Below are 15,502 nucleotides of genomic sequence, written 5' to 3'. Positions count from 1 at the left end.
GCCCCGGCCGGAAGCGGTCTCAGCGGCGGATGGTCTCCAGGTGGTCGCCGATGCGGCCGATGGCCTCCTCCAGCTCGTCGGCGTACTGCAGGGTGACGATCCGGAAGTGGTCGGTGCCCGGCCAGTTGAAGCCGGTGCCCTGCACGATCAGGATCTTCTGCCGTTCCAGCAGGTCGAACGCGAACCGCACGTCGTCGGTGATCGGGTACTGCTCCGGGTCGAGGCGCGGGAACACGTAGAGGGCGCCCTTCGGGCGGACGCAGCTCACGCCGGGCAGGCCGTTCAGCATCTTGGCGGCGCGGTCGCGCTGCTCGCCGAGGCGGCCGGTCGGCAGGACGAGGTCCTCGATGCTCTGGGCGCCGCCGAGCGCGGCCTGGATGGCGTGCTGGCCGGGGACGTTCGGGCAGAGCCGCATGTTGGCGAGGATGTCCAGGCCCTCGATGTAGGACTCGGCGTGCCGTTTCGGGCCCGACAGCACGACCCAGCCGGCCCGGAACCCCGCGACGCGGTAGTTCTTGGACAGGCCGCCGAAGGTGAGGCAGAGCAGGTCGGGCGCCAGCGAGGCGACCGAGGTGTGCGCGGCGCCGTCGTAGAGGATCTTGTCGTAGATCTCGTCGGCGAAGATCAGCAGGTCGTGCCGGCGGGCCAGCTCGACGATCCCCCGCAGCACCTCGCGCGAGTAGACGGCGCCGGTGGGGTTGTTGGGGTTGATCAGCACCAGCGCCCGGGTGCTCGGGGTGATCTTGGCTTCCATGTCGGCGAGGTCGGGCTGCCAGCCGTCGTCCTCGTCGCACAGGTAGTGCACGGGGGTGCCGCCGCAGAGCGACACCGACGCCGTCCACAGCGGGTAGTCGGGGGCGGGGATGAGCACCTCGTCGCCGTTGTCCAGCAGTGCCTGCAGCGTCATCACGATCAGCTCGGAGACGCCGTTGCCGAGGTAGACGTCCTCGACGTCGACGCCGGCGATCCCCTGCTCCTCGCAGCGCTGCACGACGGCGCGGCGGGCCGGGAGGATGCCCTTGGAGTCGCTGTAGCCGTGCGCCTCCGGCAGGTTGCGGATCATGTCCTGGAGCAGCTCGGGCGGCGCCTCGAACCCGAAGGGGGCGGGGTTGCCGATGTGCAGTTTGAGGATGCGCTCGCCCTCGGCCTCCAGCTGCTTGGCGCGCTTCAGCACCGGGCCGCGGATGTCATAGCAGACGTTGGTGAGTTTGCCCGACTGGTTGACCTGCATGGACACACCCTATCCACGGCCGGGCGCCGGAACCGTGCCGGATGGACCGATCCGTACCGCTCCCCCGACGCCTCCCGACGCTCTTGGACGAGCCGTCCGATTGTGATGCGCCCGACATACAAGCAGGCTTGCTTGCTTGTATGTGCGGCCTTACCGTTCCGGGTGTGTCAGTAAGCACTCGCCGGCGCCACGCGCGCCGCCGCTCCCCCGACGGCCGCCGCACGCAGGAGGAGCGCCGCGCGTCCACCCGGGCGCGGCTGCTGGAGGCGACCGTGGAGTGCCTGGTCGAGCTCGGCTGGTCGGGCACCTCCACCACCGAGGTCGCCCGGCGCGCCGGGGTGTCGCGCGGCGCGCAGCAGCACCACTACCGCACCAAGATCGAGCTGGTGGAGGCGGCGCTGGAGCACCTGCTGGACGCCCAGCGCCTGGCCTACGAGACGGCGTTCGCGATCCTGCCGAAGGACCGCCGCAACGTGGCGGGCGCGCTCGACCTGCTGTGGGAGGTGTTCCGCAGCCGCGAGGCGCGCGCGCTGATGGAGCTCGCGTTCGCCGCCCGCACCGACGAGGAGCTGCGCGCCTTCTGCCTGGACCTGAACGAGCAGATCCTGGAGATGATCCTGGACACCTTCGAGCGGCTGTTCCCGGCGAACACGCTGCCCGAGGACTTCGTGCCGACGATGCTGCGCGCCCTCTTCGCCATGTACGTCGGCCTGTCGGTGCAGAACGCGCTGGACGACGACGCGTCCGGCAACCAGCGCGCCGTGCTGGAGCAGGTCAAGAACGTCGCCGCGCTGATCGTCCCCGACCGCGGCCCGGCCGCCCCGGCCGCTCCGGCCCCGACCCCGGCCGCCCCGACCCCGCCCGACGGACCGCAGCACGCCGGTCCCGCCCCCGAGGGAGACCCGTCATGACCGAAGCCCCCACCGACCTGGCCGAAGAGGTCCGCGAGCAGGTCAAGGACCGCCGGTCCTACCACGGCGTCATCGACCGCCTGAACAAGGCGTCGGTCGACAAGCACTGGGAGGCCTACGTCGACATCCCCTGGGACGACCCGGAGCTCGCGGTCGACCAGAACGACCCGCGCTGGGTGCTGCCGCCGTTCGACCGGCTCGGCGAGACCGCCTGGTACCGGGCGCAGCCGCCGGAGATCCAGGCGCAGATCGGCCTCTGGCGCGTCGCCACCGCCATGAAGATCGGGCTGCAGTTCGAGAACCTGCTGAAGCGCGGGCTGCTCAACTACGCCTACTGGCTGCCCAACGGCCGCCCGGAGTTCCGGTACGTCTACCACGAGACGACCGAGGAGTGCCATCACGGCATGATGTTCCAGGAGTTCGTCAACCGCACCGGCATGCCGATCAAGGGGATGCCGCGCGCGCTCACCCTGATCGCGCAGCTCGCGCCGTGGATCCCGCTGGTCAGCACCGAGATGTTCTTCGTGTTCGTGCTCGGCGGCGAGGACCCGATCGACTACGTGCAGCGCAAGTCGCTGAAGGGCGGGCACATCAAGCACCCGCTCGAAGAGACGATCATGCGGATCCACATCGCCGAGGAGGCCCGGCACATCTCCTTCGCCCGGCACTACCTGAAGCACCGGGTGCCGCGGATGCCGAAGGCGCGGCGGCGCCTGCTCGGGCTGTTCACCCCGGTCGTGCTCGGCGTGATGGCGCGGATCATGCTGTCGCCGCCCGGCCCGCTGGTGCGCCGCTTCGGCATCCCCGACGAGGTCGTCCGCGAGGCGTACCGCAACGCCGCCGCCAAGGGCGAGATCACCGCGTCCGTCGGCAAGATCCGCGACCTGATGGCCGAGCTCGGCGTCATCACGCCGGTGAACCGGCAGGTGTGGAAGGCCATGGGCATCTGGGCCGAGCCGAAGAAGCCCGCCGCTCGGGCGAAGGCCGCCGCCTGATGGCCGTCACGCCGGCGGCGGGCCCCGGCGGCGCCTACCGGGCCGTCATCGTCGGCACCGGGTTCTCCGGGCTCTGCATGGCGATCGGGCTGAAGCGCTCGGGCGTGCACGACTTCGTGATCCTGGAGAAGGCCGGCGAGGTCGGCGGCACCTGGCGGGAGAACACCTATCCCGGCTGCGCCTGCGACATCATGTCGCTGCTCTACTCCTTCTCCTTCGAGCCGAAGAGCGACTGGTCGCGGATGTTCCCCGAGCAGCACGAGCTGCTGGACTACATCAAGGGCGTCGTCGACAAGTACGACCTGGCGCAGCACATCCGCTTCCGCACCGAGGTGACCGGCGCCGAGTACGACGACGCGTCCGACACCTGGCGCGTCACCGTGCAGGGCGAGGGCGCCGCGCCCGGCGAGGTCGTGCGCGGGCAGGCGCTGATGGCCGGGATGGGGCCGCTGCATCAGCCGAACGTCCCCGACCTGCCGGGCCTCGCGTCCTTCGAGGGCGAGACGTTCCACTCGGCCGAGTGGAACCACGACTACGACCTGGCGGGCAAGCACGTCGCGGTGATCGGGACGGGGGCGTCGGCGATCCAGTTCGTCCCGCGGATCGCGCGGGAGGTCGGCGCGCTGACGCTGTTCCAGCGCACCCCGCCGTGGATCCTGCCGAAGCCCGACCGGCCGGTCCTCGGCGTCGAGCGGGCGCTGTTCAAGCGGGTGCCGGGCGTGCAGCGCGGCTACCGCAGCGCCATCTACCTGGTGCAGGAGAGCTTCGTCCTCGGGTTCGAGAACCCGCGGCTGCTGAAGCTGGCGAGCGGCCTCGCGCAGTGGCACCTGAAGCGGCAGGTGCCCGACGCCGAGCTGCGCGCCAAGCTGACGCCGCGGTACACGATGGGCTGCAAGCGCACCCTGGTGTCCAGCGACTACTACCCCGCCCTCACGCGCGACAACGTGCAGGTGACGACGGCCGGCGTCGCCGAGGTGCGGCCGCGCTCGATCGTCGCGGGGGACGGCACCGAGCACCCGGTCGACGCGATCATCTTCGGCACCGGGTTCCACGTCACCGACGCCTTCGAGCACGCCCGCATCGTCGGCCGGAACGGGCTGCGCATCCAGGACGCCTGGAAGGACGGCATCGAGGCCCACCTCGGCGTGACCGTCGCGGGCTTCCCCAACCTGTTCCTGCTGCTCGGCCCGAACTCCGGGCTCGGCCACAACTCGATGATCTTCATGATCGAGGCGCAGGTCCGCTACGTGCTGCGCTGCCTGGAGCTGCTGCGCGCGGGCGGCGGCAGCCGGATCGCGGTGCGCGCGGGCGCGCAGGACCGGTTCAACCGGTGGGTGCGGCGCCGGTCCGAGGGCGCGGTGTGGGTGTCGGGCGGCTGCACGAGCTGGTACCTGGACGGGAACGGGGTGAACCGGGCGGCCTGGCCGGCGTCGACGGTCAACTACTGGCTGCGCACCCGCCGGCTCGATCCCGCCGACTTCGAGGTCGCGCGCCTGCCGGCGGCTACCGGCTAGTAGACTTCCCCCAATTCCACAGATCATCCAATAGAGCAGGCACCTCACCGAGCGGAGCGCGCAATGAGCATTGCGATCGTGACCGGCGGCGCGTCCGGGATCGGCCGGGCGATCGCCACGTCCCTGGTCGCCCGCGGCGACACCGTCGTCGTCACCGACATCAACGCCGAGGGCGCCGAGCGGGTCGCCGACAAGCTCAACACCCTGGGCAGGGGCAAGGCGACCGCCGCGCGGCTGGACGTCACCGACGCGGACGCCGTCGCGTCCCTGTACCGGGGCGTGCGCGACGAGCACGGCCGGCTCGACCTGGTCTTCAACAACGCCGGGATCTCCATCGGCGGCGCCGCCGAGGAGCTCACCCTCGCGCACTGGGACCGGGCCATCGACATCAACCTCAAGGGCGTGGTGCACGGCGTGCACGCCGCCTACCCGATCATGCTGGAGCAGCGCTCGGGGCACATCGTCAACACCGCCTCGCTCGCCGGGCTCGTGCCGATGCCGCTCGGCATCCCCTACACCGCCACCAAGCACGCCGTCGTCGGGCTGTCGCTCGGGCTGCGCGCCGAGGCCGCCGGCCGCGGCGTCAAGGTCAGCGTCGTCTGCCCGAGCTTCGTCGACACCCCGCTGCTCACCAACGTCAACCCCGACCTACCGGCCACCTCGATGAGCGGGGACGCCAAGGACGACATCAAGAAGGCGTCGCCGCGGCTCTACACCGCCGAGAAGCTGGCCCGCGACATCATGAAGGGCGTCGCCAAGAACCAGGCGCTCATCGTGGCGCCCGCCCACGGCCGGGCCGCCTGGCGCGGCGTCCGGCTGAACCCGGGCGCGGCCACCCGCGTCGCCGGGCTCGCCGTCGGCCGCATCCGCTCGGGCAAGTAGCCGCACGCACCGGCAAGAACGTGCGAGGCCCCGTCCGCGCGGACGGGGCCTCGCGCGTTCCCGCTACTCGGGCCAGGGCGCGCCGTTGCGCAGCACGTCGTAGCCGACGAAGGTGAACATCCGCACGCTCGCGTCGAACCGCGCGGACTCCGGCCGGGTGTAGCGGTGCACGCCGACGCCGTACCCGGGGCCCTCCGCCGGCGAGATCCACTCGGCGGCGAAGCCGTGGTCGGCGAACCAGCCGAGGATCTGCGGCGTGAGGTCGGGCGGCTGCCGGTTGCGCGTCCACACCACCCGGGCGCCGGGCGCGCAGAGCTGCGGCAGGATCGAGATCGTCCGCCGCACGTCGCCGTCGCCGATGTTGCCGAACACCCCGCAGGCCAGGACGAGGTCGGCCGGGATCGCGCCGGTGTAGACGGCGGTGCGGGCGGCGTCGGCGGCGATCGCGCGGAACCCCGCCAGCCCCGCGGCCGCGGCCGCCCGCTGGGCCGCCAGCACGTTGGCGGGGTCGATCTCGACGAGCAGGGCGCGCACGTCGGCGCGCCGCGGGTGCGCGGCGACCGCGCCGATCAGGTCGCGGCCCTGGCCCGCGCAGAGGCTGACGGCGCGGACCGGGCCGGGCGGCGCCGCGTCCAGGGCCGCCGCGACGCGGGCCCGGACGGTCGCGAGCCGGCGGGAGAGCGAGGAGGCGGGGTCGTCGTAGGCGTCGTGCCAGGCGGCCCAGTCGCGCTGGGCAGGGGTCTGCAGTCGCTCCATGCCGCCAACGTAGGACGACGTGACGGCGCGAACACGGAAAGTAACCGCGAAGAGTCTGCCGGGGACGGGGTTTATGTATCCGATCCGGCAGTGCCGCCTTCCGCATTGCCCGATTGGAGCCGTTCGGGCGGCAGGTGCGGATGGTGCAGGTCGAACGCCGGCCGCTCGGAGCGGATCCGCGGGATGCTCGTGAAGTTGTGCCGCGGCGGCGGGCAGGACGTCGCCCACTCCAGCGAGTTGCCGAAGCCCCAGGGGTCGTCGACGTCGACGCGCCTGCCGTGCCGGGCGGTGTGGTACACGTTGAACAGGAAGAACAGCGTGGACGCGCCGAGCACGAAGGCGCCCACGCTGGACACCTGGTTCAGGCCCTCGAACTCCTTGGGGTAGTCGGCGTAGCGGCGCGGCATGCCCTCGGCGCCGAGCCAGTGCTGCACGAGGAACGTGGTGTGGAAGCCCACGAACAGGAACCAGAAGTGGATCTTGCCGAGGGTGTCGTTCAGCATCTTCCCGGTCATCTTCGGCCACCAGAAGTAGAAGCCGGAGAACATCGCGAACACCACCGTCCCGAACACCACGTAGTGGAAGTGCGCGACGACGAAGTAGGAGTCGTTGAGGTGGAAGTCCAGCGGCGGCGAGGCGAGGATGACGCCGGTCAGCCCGCCGAACAGGAACGTCACCAGGAACCCGACGGCGAACAGCATCGGTGACTGGAAGCTCAGCCGGCCGCGCCACATCGTCCCCACCCAGTTGAAGAACTTCACCCCGGTCGGGACGGCGATGAGGAAGGTCATGAACGAGAAGAACGGCAGCAGCACCTGCCCGGTGACGAACATGTGGTGCGCCCAGACCGTCACCGACAGCCCGGCGATGAGCATGGTCGCGCCGACCATGCCGAAGTAGCCGAACAGCGGCTTGCGGCTGAACACCGGGATGACCTCGGTGATGATCCCGAAGAACGGCAGCGCGATGATGTAGACCTCGGGATGGCCGAAGAACCAGAACAGGTGCTGCCAGGTCATCGCGCCGCCGACGGCCGGGTCGAACACGTGCGCGCCGAGCTTGCGGTCGGCCTCCAGCACCAGCAGCGCGGCCGCCAGCACCGGGAAGGCGATCAGCACCAGCACGCTGGTCAGCAGGATGTTCCAGGTGAAGATCGGCATCCGGAACATCGTCATGCCGGGCGCGCGCATCCCGATGATGGTGGTGACGAAGTTGACGCCGCCGAGGATGGTGCCGATGCCGGCCAGCGACAGCCCCATGATCCACAGGTCGCCGCCGGTGCCGGGCGTGCGGACGCCGTCGCTGAGCGGGGTGTAGGCCGTCCAGCCGAACCCGGCGGCGCCGCCGGGGGTGACGAACGACAGGAACACGATCAGCCCGCCGAACAGGAACAGCCAGTAGCTGAACATGTTGAGGCGGGGGAACGCCACGTCCGGCGAGCCGATCTGCAACGGCATGATCACGTTGGCGAAGCCGACGAACAGCGGCGTCGCGAACAGCAGCAGCATCACCGTGCCGTGCATGGTGAACAGCTGGTTGAACTGCTCGTTGCTGACGAGCTGGCGGCCCGGCTCCAGCAGCTCGGCGCGGATCACCATCGCCATCACGCCGCCCAGCAGGAAGAACACGAACGAGGTGATCAGGTACAGGTATCCGATGACCTTGTGGTCGGTGGTGGTGACCCACCGCACCAGGGCCGAACCCCGCAGGCGCCGCGGCGCGGGCGCCTCGGGGAGTTCGCGGCCGAGCAGGACCATGCCGGGCTCCCTAGGGACGACAGACCCCACCACCATCCGCCGTCGCCCCATCCGGCGCAAGACGTCACGCGGCCTAGGCTGGCGGGGTGGAACCGATCCTGGTGAGCTCCTGCCTGCTCGGCCGCCCGGTCCGCTACGACGGCACCGGGAGGCCGGTGGCGGACGCCGTCGTCGAGGCGTGGCGCGCGGCCGGGCGGCTCGTCCCGGTGTGCCCGGAGGTCGCGGGCGGCCTCGCGGTCCCGCGCCCGCCCGCCGAGATCGTCGGCGGGACCGGCGCGGACGTGCTGGACGGCGCCGCCCGCGTCGTCGCCGTCACCGGCGAGGACGTCACCGAGGCGTTCCTGCGCGGCGCCCGGCACGCCCTGGACGCCGCGCGCCGCACCGGGGCGCGCGTCGCGGTGCTCAAGCAGGGCAGCCCGTCCTGCGGGACGCTGCGCGTCCACGACGGGACGTTCAGCGGCCGCAAGGTGCCCGGCGAGGGCGTCACCGCCGCGCTGCTGGAGCGCGCGGGCGTCCGCGTCTTCGGCGAGGACGACCTGGCGGCCGCGGCCGCCTACGCCGACTCCCTCTAGGGCATCTCCCAGGGGGCCTCCGGCAGCACGTGCCCGGTCTCCAGCAGCGTCTTCAGGTTGGCCAGCACCGCCGTCCAGCCCTTGGCGGCGACATCGCGCTGCTCCTCGTCGGGCAGGTCGGTGTGGGTGACGGTGACCCGGACGATCGCGCCGTAGGGCTCGATGTCGAAGGCGACGGTGGACGCCTCCGCGCCCTCCTCGGGGGGACCGAAGGTGAGGACGAGCCGGCGCGGCGGGTCGGCCTCCAGGACGGTGCCGCCCGCGTCGACGACGCCCGACCCGTCGGTGCGCCGGTGCTCCCACCGCGATTCCGGCCGCCAGTCCGACACGTTGGCGTGCCCCCAGTAGGCGGCGGTCAGCTCGGCGTCGGTGAGGGCCTCCCACACCTTGCCGGGGGTGCTCTCGATGTAGGTGACGTACACGTACGTGGGCCTGTCGGACACGGCGTCCTCCGCGCGGCGTTTGAGTTCGGCGAGCGCCCGCAGCCGCGGCCGCTCGAACTTGTCGATCCAGCGCTCCTGCACCTCGTGCAGCGGCACCGGGTTCAGGTAGTGCAGCCGCTCGCGCCCGCGGCGCACGACGGTGACGAGGCCGGCCTCTTCGAGGACCGCGAGGTGCTGGCTCGCGGCCTGCCGCGACATCCCGAGCCCGGCGCAGAGCCGCCCGAGCGTCGGCCCGTTCTCCTCGTGGAGGCGGTCCAGGAGGCGGCGGCGCGTGGGGTCGGCCAGCGCCCGGAACACGGCGTCCTGCATACCCGCAGTAATGCAGGCATTTCCTTGCATGTCAAGGCCGTCCCGCTCCCTGCCACGCCGCTGGTCCAACCAGTTGATAAGTGGACCGTTATCGAGGACCCTGGACGGTATGCCGGAGATGACCGCCGTAGCGCGGGGCGTCCTGTCGGACGCGGTGTACGCCCAGCTGATCGGCCGCATCCTCGGCGGCGAGGTCGCGCCCGGCGACCTCCTGCCGCCCGAGCGCGAGCTGACCGAGGTCTTCGGGGTCAACCGGCACGCGGTCCGCGAGGCGCTGAAGCGCCTCCAGCAGGCGGGCGTGGTGCGCGTCGCGCAGGGAGGCAGGACGCAGGTGCTGGACTGGCGGCGGCACGCCGGCCTGGAGCTGCTGCTGGAGCTGACCCGCTCCGGCGTGGCCGAGGCCCGCACGGTGCTGCACGACATCGTCGTCATGCGGCAGACGGTCGGCGCCGACGCCGCCCGCCGCTGCGCCCGCCACGCCGACGCCCGCGACGTCGCCCGCGTCACCGAGGCGGCCCGGCGCTTCCCCGCCGACGCCCGCGACCGGGACGCCCTCGTCGCCGCCGACCTCGCCTTCTGGGACGCGGTCGTCGACGGCTCGGGCAACATCGCCTACCGCCTCGCCCTCAACAGCCTGGTGGACGCGGTGGCGCGGCTCGGCCCCGAGACCGTCGCCGGGCTGCTGGAGGAGTACGCCGACCGCGCCCGCCACGACGAGCTCGCCGCGCTCATCGCCGCCCGCGACGGCGACGGCGCCCACCGGGCGGCGTGGGACCTCCTCGGCGACGTGGTGGCCAGGATCGAGCAGGAGGAGGAGTTCTGATGGGTGCGGTCGTCGACCCGGTGCTGTACGCGGTCCCGGTGTTCGTGCTCTGCCTGGCGCTGGAGGCGTTCTCCTACCGCTACCTGCCCGACGACGACGAGCGCGGCTACGAGGTCCGCGACGCCGCCACCAGCCTGTCGATGGGCCTCGGCTACGTCGCCATCAACGTCGGCTGGAAACTCGCCGTCGTCGCCGTCTACACCGCCGCCTACGCCGTCGCGCCGTTCCACCTGCCCGCGAGCGACCCGCTGACGTGGGTGGCGCTGTTCTTCGCCGAGGACCTCGTCTACTACTGGTACCACCGGCTGCACCACGAGGTCCGCGTCCTCTGGGCGAGCCACGTCGTGCACCACTCCAGCACCTTCTACAACCTGTCCACCGCGCTCCGGCAGACGTGGACGCCGATGACGGCGCTGCCGTTCTGGCTGCCGCTCGCGCTGCTCGGCTTCTCCCCCTGGATGATCCTGTTCCAGCAGTCGGTCAGCCTCGTCTACCAGTTCTTCCTGCACACCGAGCGGGTCGAGCGGCTGCCGCGACCGGTGGAACTGGTCTTCAACACCCCCTCGCACCACCGCGTCCACCACGGCTCCAACCGCCGCTACCTGGACCGCAACTACGGCGGCATCCTCATCGTGTGGGACCGGCTGTTCCGCAGCTTCGAGCCCGAGGGCGAGCGGCCCGTGTACGGCCTCACCAAGAACGTCGGCACCTACAACCCGGCCCGCGTCGCCTTCCACGAGTTCGCCGGCCTGTGGCGGGACGTGCGCGCCGCCCCGTCCTGGCGCGACCGCGCCGGCCACGTGCTGCGCGGCCCCGGCTGGACGCCCGCCCCGCCCGCCCCGCCTACGCCCGCGCCCGCGTCCACAGGCTGACGTCGGCGCTCGTCGCGACGACGAAGGTCTCCCCCGACGGCGCGAACCCGGCGGCGCGCAGCTCGGCGTGGTCGACGTGCCGGACGTGCCACCACGTGCCGCCCGGCGACCCCGAATGCTGCCCGCCGTCGGACGACAGGATCACCCGCTGGTCGGGCCAGCCGGGCGCGACGACCTCCACCGACCAGCCGTCGCCGGTCCCGGTGTGCAGGCCACCGCCGAACAGGCCCGCGATCCGCACCGGCTCCGCCGCGACGGGCCCGATGCCGTGCCGCACCAGATCGTCGTCATCGGCGGGATCGGGGGTGCGCTCTCGCGCGACGCGCTCGCCCGTCACCGTGTCGAACAGGCCGTACCCGTCATGGGACACCACCAGCAGCAGGTCCCGCCCGTCTTCGGGGCGGACGGCGAACCCGGCGCCGAGCAGGCCCCCGACGGGCCGCGGGCCGTCGAACACCCGCCGCCACGGCGCGGGCGCCGCCGACACCTCCGCCGACAGGTACTTGTCGCGCAGCCGCGACTTATGGGCGGTGACCACGGGACCTCCAACCGGAACGCATCCCCGTATGATCCCGCAGGCCGCCCTCACGCGCGGTCGAACGCCTCGCGTGCGGCGCGGACCGCGTCCTCGTTCTCGACCGCCCACACCGCGAGATGGCGCAGCCGCCCGTACAGCGACCGGCCGAGACCGGTGAGCGCGTAGGCGACCCGCCCGTCGGGCAGCGGGGTGCGGCTGACGAGCCCGTCGCGCTCCAGGATGCGCAGCGTCCGGGTCAGCACCCGGCGGCTGAGACCCTCGACCGCCCGGTCCAGCTCGTTGAACCCGTAGGCGCGCTGGCTCAGCAGGGACAGCAGCAGCATCGTCCATTTCTCCCCCGAGCGGCGCACGACGGCCGTCCCCGGACAGCCCTCGTAGTCGGCGGCGGTCACGGGAGTCACGAGGGCGGTCGGCGTCACCGGAGCAGTGGACATCGAAGTGCCTTCTTTCGAGGGGCCGGGCGGACGGCGCACGATCAGCGTACGCATCCGCGCACGACCTCGGGAGATCTGTGATGCTCGCTGTCAGCGGCGCCTCTGGAAAGCTGGGCGGCCTGGTGCTGCGGCACCTGCTGGACCGCGTCGACGCGTCCCGCGTGCTCGCCCTCACGCGCACCCCCGACCGGGTGAAGGGCGTCCGCGCCCGGCACGCCGACTTCACCGCACCCGGCGACCTCGCCCGCGCCCTGGACGGCGTCGAGCGGCTCCTCGTCATCAGCCTGGACGCCTGGACGGGGCGGGTGCCCGCGCACACCGCCGCGATCGAGGCGGCCGCCGAGGCCGGCGTCGGCCACCTCGTCTACACCTCGGTGACGCGTGCCGGCGACCCGGGCAACCCGGTCGGCGTCGTCGCCGACCACCGCGACACCGAACGCGTGCTCGCCGGCAGCGGCGTGCCGTTCACGGCGCTGCGCTTCAACTTCTGGCCGGAGATCCTGCTCGACATGGGCCTGGCGCAGCGCGCCGTCGCCACCGGCGAGCTTCCGACCACCGCCGGGAAGGGCCGCGTCGGCTACGTCACCCGCGACGACAGCGCCGCCGTCGCCTCCGCCGTCCTCGCTGAGGGAGGCTCGACCGGCGAGTACCTGGACGTGACGGGCCCCGAAGCGGTGACCGCCGCGGGCCTCGCCGCCGCCCTGTCGGAGGCGACCGGCCGCCCGGTCCGGCACGTCCCGCTGGACCCCGCCGAGGCCACCGCCCGGCTCGCCGCGCAGGGCGTCCCCGAGACGCTGGCGGCAGCCTGGGCCGGGGCGGGCGCGGCGCACCGCGCCGGCTGGATGGACGTCGTCACCGGCGCCGTCCCCCGCCTCACCGGCCGCCCGGCGACCTCCCTCACCGCCTACCTGACCGGCCGGCGCGCCGACCTGCTCTGACCCGCGCCCGGCCACGCGGCGGCGAACCCGTCCAGCGCCGCCAGGACGGCGCCCGTCATCGCGGCGCCACCGGTATGCCCGGTGTCCACCACCACGAGGCGGGCGTCCGGCCACGCCTCGGCGAGCTGCCAGGCGTTCTCCAGCGGCGCGCCCAGGTCGAGGCGACCGTGGACGAGCACCCCCGGTATCCCGGCGAGACGGTGCGCGTCGCGCAGGAGCGCACCCTCCTCCAGCCAGGCGGAGTGCGCGAAGTAGTGGGCGCAGATGCGCGCGAACGCGAGCCGGGCCGCGTCCGGACGGCCGCTGTAAGGCCGCGGCCTCCCCTCTTTCTCCAGGGAGACGACGGCGTCCTCCCAGGCCGTCCAGTCGCGGGCCGCCCGCTCCCGCACCGCCGGATCCGGATCGGACAGCAGCCGGGCGTAACCCTCGACCAGGTCGCCGTCAGGGTCGGGGGCGCCGTCCCGGAACCGCCGCCACTCCGCCGGGAAGAAGCGGCCCACGCCCCGGTACAGCCAGTCGATCTCCGACCGGCGCGACATCGTCACCCCCGCGACCACCATCCCGGTGACGCGTTCCGGGTGCGCCTCGGCGTAGGCGAGCATCAGCGTCGACCCCCACGAGCCCCCGAACAGCAGCCAGCGGTCGATGCCGAGGTGCTCGCGGAGCCGCTCCATGTCGGCGACCAGATGCCAGGTCGTGTTGCCGTCCAGGCCGGTCGACGGGTCGGCCGTGTGGGGCCGGCTCCGCCCGCAACCCCGCTGGTCGAACAGCACGGCCCGGTAGTGCTTGGGATCGAACAGACGGCGCTGGCCGGGCGTGCAGCCCGACCCCGGGCCCCCGTGGACGACGAGCACCGGCCGCCCGCCGGGATCACCGCAGGTCTCCCAGTGGACGCGATGCCCGTCCCCGGTGTCGAGGAGGCCGTCCGCGTACGGCTCGATCGGCGGATGCACGAGCGCGTCCCCGCGTCTAGCCGACGCTGTAGACGAGGTGCTGCACACCGGTGGTGAACACCTCCGCCGAGACCAGGGACAGGGGCGTCTTCGGCACCCCCGCCCCGAAGAGCCGCTGCCCCTTACCGACGATCACCGGGTCGACCAGGAGCCTGATCTCGTCCACCAGGCCCTCGGCGATCAGGAAGTCCACCAGGACGCCGCTGCCCATCACGATGATGTCCCGGCCCGGCCCCTCCTTCAGCTCCCTGATCGCCGCGGCGACGTCACCGTTGCCGTCGATGACGGCGGAGTTCTCCCACTCCGCCTTCTCCAGCGTCCTCGACACCACGTACTTGGCGGTGCCGTTCATGAAGTCGCCGCCGGGCTGGTCCCGCATCGACGGCCAGGCGGCGGCGAACCCGTCGTAGGTGGTCCGGCCGAGCAGGATGGCGTCGGCGTTCGCCCACTGGCCCCCGACCGCCTCGCCCATCTCCTCGTTGAAGTAGTCGCCGTGCCACTCGTGGGGCGCCTCGATGACGCCGTCCGCGGTGATGAACTCCGAAACGAACAGCTTGCGCATGGGGACTCCCAGGTCTCGATCCGTACACCCTGCCGTTGGAACCACCCTGGCAGCCGCCTACGACGAAACCCGCCGTCAGCCCTCCCCGAACCGCTCGGCGAACGCGGCCTTGTTCGCGGAGACCGGCGAGCGATCCCAGACGGCGAACACCACCCGCTCGAAGGCGCCCGTGAACGCCCCCGGCCCGACGAGGTGCGCGTGGAACGCGTCGGCGACCTGGCGAGGATCGTTGCGGAACACCCCGCATCCCCAAGCCCCCAGAATCAGCGTCCGGACCCGCTGATGGGCCGCGACGGCGAGTACCCGCTCGGCACGCTCGTGCAACACCTGCACGATCCGGTCACCCAGCACGCGGTCACGGCGCAACGCCTCACCCGCGTTCGGCGCGGGACTCGTCAAGAACGAGACGAGCCGGAACTCGTCGAGCAGCCGCCCGCCCTCGTTCCGCACCACGGGGACATCCGGCGACCAGATGACCCGATGGCTGTAAAGGAGATCGCTGGACGCCCGATGCGTCTCGTAGTAATCCGGGGCCTTGAGGAGGCACGAGTACAGGAGCGCGCTACGGCACAGATCTTCTTCCTGCGCCTTCGCGCCCCTGATGTACCCGCCCCCGGGATTGCGAGCCGAGGCGAAGTTGAGCGCCGCGATGCTCCCCGCGCCCTCCCTGTGCAACCGCCCCGCGGCCTGCATCGTCCCCTCGGCCGTCACCTCGAAGGACGTCGCGTGATCGCCGCCGCCCTCACGAGAGTTCAGCAGGGCGTCCAGCTCGGCCGGGGTGTAGTCGACGGTCCCCTCTGCGGCGGCCCGCAGCGCCGGCCCGATCCTGACGACCCGCCCGCCGTCGGCGACGTACTCGCCGGCGGCAACGATCTGCTCGTTCTCATCCGCGATCCCGCGCAACCTGCTGCTCACAGGACCGCAGCCTAGGCCGGATCACTCATCCCTTCGAGCCCTTTTCTGCGCCTGGAAATGGAAAAGGCCCCGCCTTTCGGCGGGGCCTTCCCAATAT

General features: G+C 72.2%; 17 protein-coding genes. 8 read left to right on the top strand and 9 right to left on the bottom strand.

Translation table 11 applies throughout. The features are described from left to right. Positions 1-19: 19 nt before the first annotated feature. Positions 20-1,231, bottom strand: a complete 1,212-nt coding sequence (locus tag K1Y72_RS34995) for a pyridoxal phosphate-dependent aminotransferase (RefSeq protein WP_220170839.1) — start codon at positions 1,229-1,231, stop codon at positions 20-22. A 164-nt stretch (positions 1,232-1,395) separates the two neighbouring features. On the opposite strand from K1Y72_RS34995, the gene K1Y72_RS34990 reads away from it, so the two are divergent. The 4 genes from K1Y72_RS34990 (at position 1,396) to K1Y72_RS34975 (ending at position 5,533) form a co-directional block, all read left to right on the top strand. Further along, positions 1,396-2,142, top strand: coding sequence for a TetR/AcrR family transcriptional regulator (locus tag K1Y72_RS34990; RefSeq protein WP_308287379.1), 747 nt, complete (start codon positions 1,396-1,398; stop codon positions 2,140-2,142). Then, on the top strand, positions 2,139-3,137 hold the full coding sequence (locus tag K1Y72_RS34985; protein ID WP_220170838.1) for an AurF N-oxygenase family protein: 999 nt from the start codon (positions 2,139-2,141) through the stop codon (positions 3,135-3,137). The genes K1Y72_RS34990 and K1Y72_RS34985 overlap by 4 nt, the downstream gene beginning before the upstream one ends. Then, positions 3,137-4,651, top strand: coding sequence for a flavin-containing monooxygenase (locus K1Y72_RS34980; RefSeq protein WP_220170837.1), 1,515 nt, complete (start codon positions 3,137-3,139; stop codon positions 4,649-4,651). Before K1Y72_RS34985 ends, K1Y72_RS34980 begins: the two co-directional genes overlap by 1 nt. A 63-nt stretch (positions 4,652-4,714) precedes the next feature. Continuing rightward, positions 4,715-5,533 carry an SDR family NAD(P)-dependent oxidoreductase gene (locus K1Y72_RS34975; RefSeq protein ID WP_220170836.1) on the top strand — a complete coding sequence of 273 codons (819 nt, stop codon included), beginning with the start codon at positions 4,715-4,717 and terminating at the stop codon, positions 5,531-5,533. A gap of 63 nt (positions 5,534-5,596) precedes the next feature. Here K1Y72_RS34975 and K1Y72_RS34970 read toward each other — a convergent pair whose 3' ends face one another. Both K1Y72_RS34970 and ctaD read right to left on the bottom strand, forming a co-directional pair. Then, complete coding sequence (locus K1Y72_RS34970) at positions 5,597-6,289, bottom strand: SAM-dependent methyltransferase (protein ID WP_220170835.1); 693 nt, start codon at positions 6,287-6,289, stop codon at positions 5,597-5,599. Between the two features lie 71 nt (positions 6,290-6,360). Beyond that, positions 6,361-8,046, bottom strand: a complete 1,686-nt coding sequence (gene ctaD / locus K1Y72_RS34965) for an aa3-type cytochrome oxidase subunit I (RefSeq protein WP_220170834.1) — start codon at positions 8,044-8,046, stop codon at positions 6,361-6,363. Positions 8,047-8,132: 86 nt separating this feature from the next. On the opposite strand from ctaD, the gene K1Y72_RS34960 reads away from it, so the two are divergent. Continuing rightward, entirely contained in the window at positions 8,133-8,618 is a 486-nt protein-coding gene (locus tag K1Y72_RS34960; RefSeq protein ID WP_220170833.1) for a 2-thiouracil desulfurase family protein, read from the top strand. Here the strand turns inward: K1Y72_RS34960 and K1Y72_RS34955 are convergent. Next, positions 8,615-9,370, bottom strand: coding sequence for an ArsR/SmtB family transcription factor (locus K1Y72_RS34955; RefSeq protein WP_220170832.1), 756 nt, complete (start codon positions 9,368-9,370; stop codon positions 8,615-8,617). The two genes, K1Y72_RS34960 and K1Y72_RS34955, sit on opposite strands and share 4 nt — an antisense overlap. Positions 9,371-9,479: 109 nt before the next feature. Here K1Y72_RS34955 and K1Y72_RS34950 point away from each other — a divergent pair, with 109 nt between their 5' ends. Beyond that, positions 9,480-10,193, top strand: coding sequence for a FadR/GntR family transcriptional regulator (locus K1Y72_RS34950; protein ID WP_258574562.1), 714 nt, complete (start codon positions 9,480-9,482; stop codon positions 10,191-10,193). After that, entirely contained in the window at positions 10,193-11,065 is an 873-nt protein-coding gene (locus K1Y72_RS34945) for a sterol desaturase family protein (RefSeq protein ID WP_220170831.1), read from the top strand. Before K1Y72_RS34950 ends, K1Y72_RS34945 begins: the two co-directional genes overlap by 1 nt. On the opposite strand, the gene K1Y72_RS34940 is transcribed toward K1Y72_RS34945, so the two are convergent. After that, positions 11,037-11,603 carry a hypothetical protein gene (locus K1Y72_RS34940; protein ID WP_220170830.1) on the bottom strand — a complete coding sequence of 189 codons (567 nt, stop codon included), beginning with the start codon at positions 11,601-11,603 and terminating at the stop codon, positions 11,037-11,039. The genes K1Y72_RS34945 and K1Y72_RS34940 overlap by 29 nt on opposite strands. 47 nt (positions 11,604-11,650) lie before the next feature. Next, positions 11,651-12,037, bottom strand: coding sequence for a winged helix-turn-helix transcriptional regulator (locus K1Y72_RS34935; RefSeq protein WP_220170829.1), 387 nt, complete (start codon positions 12,035-12,037; stop codon positions 11,651-11,653). A gap of 80 nt (positions 12,038-12,117) precedes the next feature. On the opposite strand from K1Y72_RS34935, the gene K1Y72_RS34930 reads away from it, so the two are divergent. Next, the gene (locus K1Y72_RS34930; protein ID WP_220170828.1) at positions 12,118-12,975 is read left to right on the top strand and encodes an NAD(P)H-binding protein; all 858 of its coding nucleotides are present in this window, start codon (positions 12,118-12,120) and stop codon (positions 12,973-12,975) included. Here K1Y72_RS34930 and pip read toward each other — a convergent pair. The 3 genes from pip to K1Y72_RS34915 all read right to left on the bottom strand — a co-directional run bounded on the left by pip (position 12,942) and on the right by K1Y72_RS34915 (position 15,405). Next, positions 12,942-13,928, bottom strand: coding sequence for a prolyl aminopeptidase (gene pip / locus K1Y72_RS34925; RefSeq protein WP_220170827.1), 987 nt, complete (start codon positions 13,926-13,928; stop codon positions 12,942-12,944). The two genes, K1Y72_RS34930 and pip, sit on opposite strands and share 34 nt — an antisense overlap. Positions 13,929-13,944: 16 nt before the next feature. Next, positions 13,945-14,490 carry a dihydrofolate reductase family protein gene (locus K1Y72_RS34920; protein ID WP_220170826.1) on the bottom strand — a complete coding sequence of 182 codons (546 nt, stop codon included), beginning with the start codon at positions 14,488-14,490 and terminating at the stop codon, positions 13,945-13,947. Between the two features lie 75 nt (positions 14,491-14,565). Further along, positions 14,566-15,405: a TIGR02452 family protein gene (locus tag K1Y72_RS34915; RefSeq protein WP_308287378.1), complete on the bottom strand. Its 840-nt coding sequence runs from the start codon at positions 15,403-15,405 to the stop codon at positions 14,566-14,568. Between the last annotated feature and the right edge of the window lie 97 nt (positions 15,406-15,502).

It is taken from the genome of Actinomadura parmotrematis (genome assembly GCF_019458805.1).
Taxonomy (GTDB): domain Bacteria; phylum Actinomycetota; class Actinomycetes; order Streptosporangiales; family Streptosporangiaceae; genus Spirillospora; species Spirillospora parmotrematis.
This window is presented reverse-complemented; position numbering and strand designations above follow the sequence as displayed.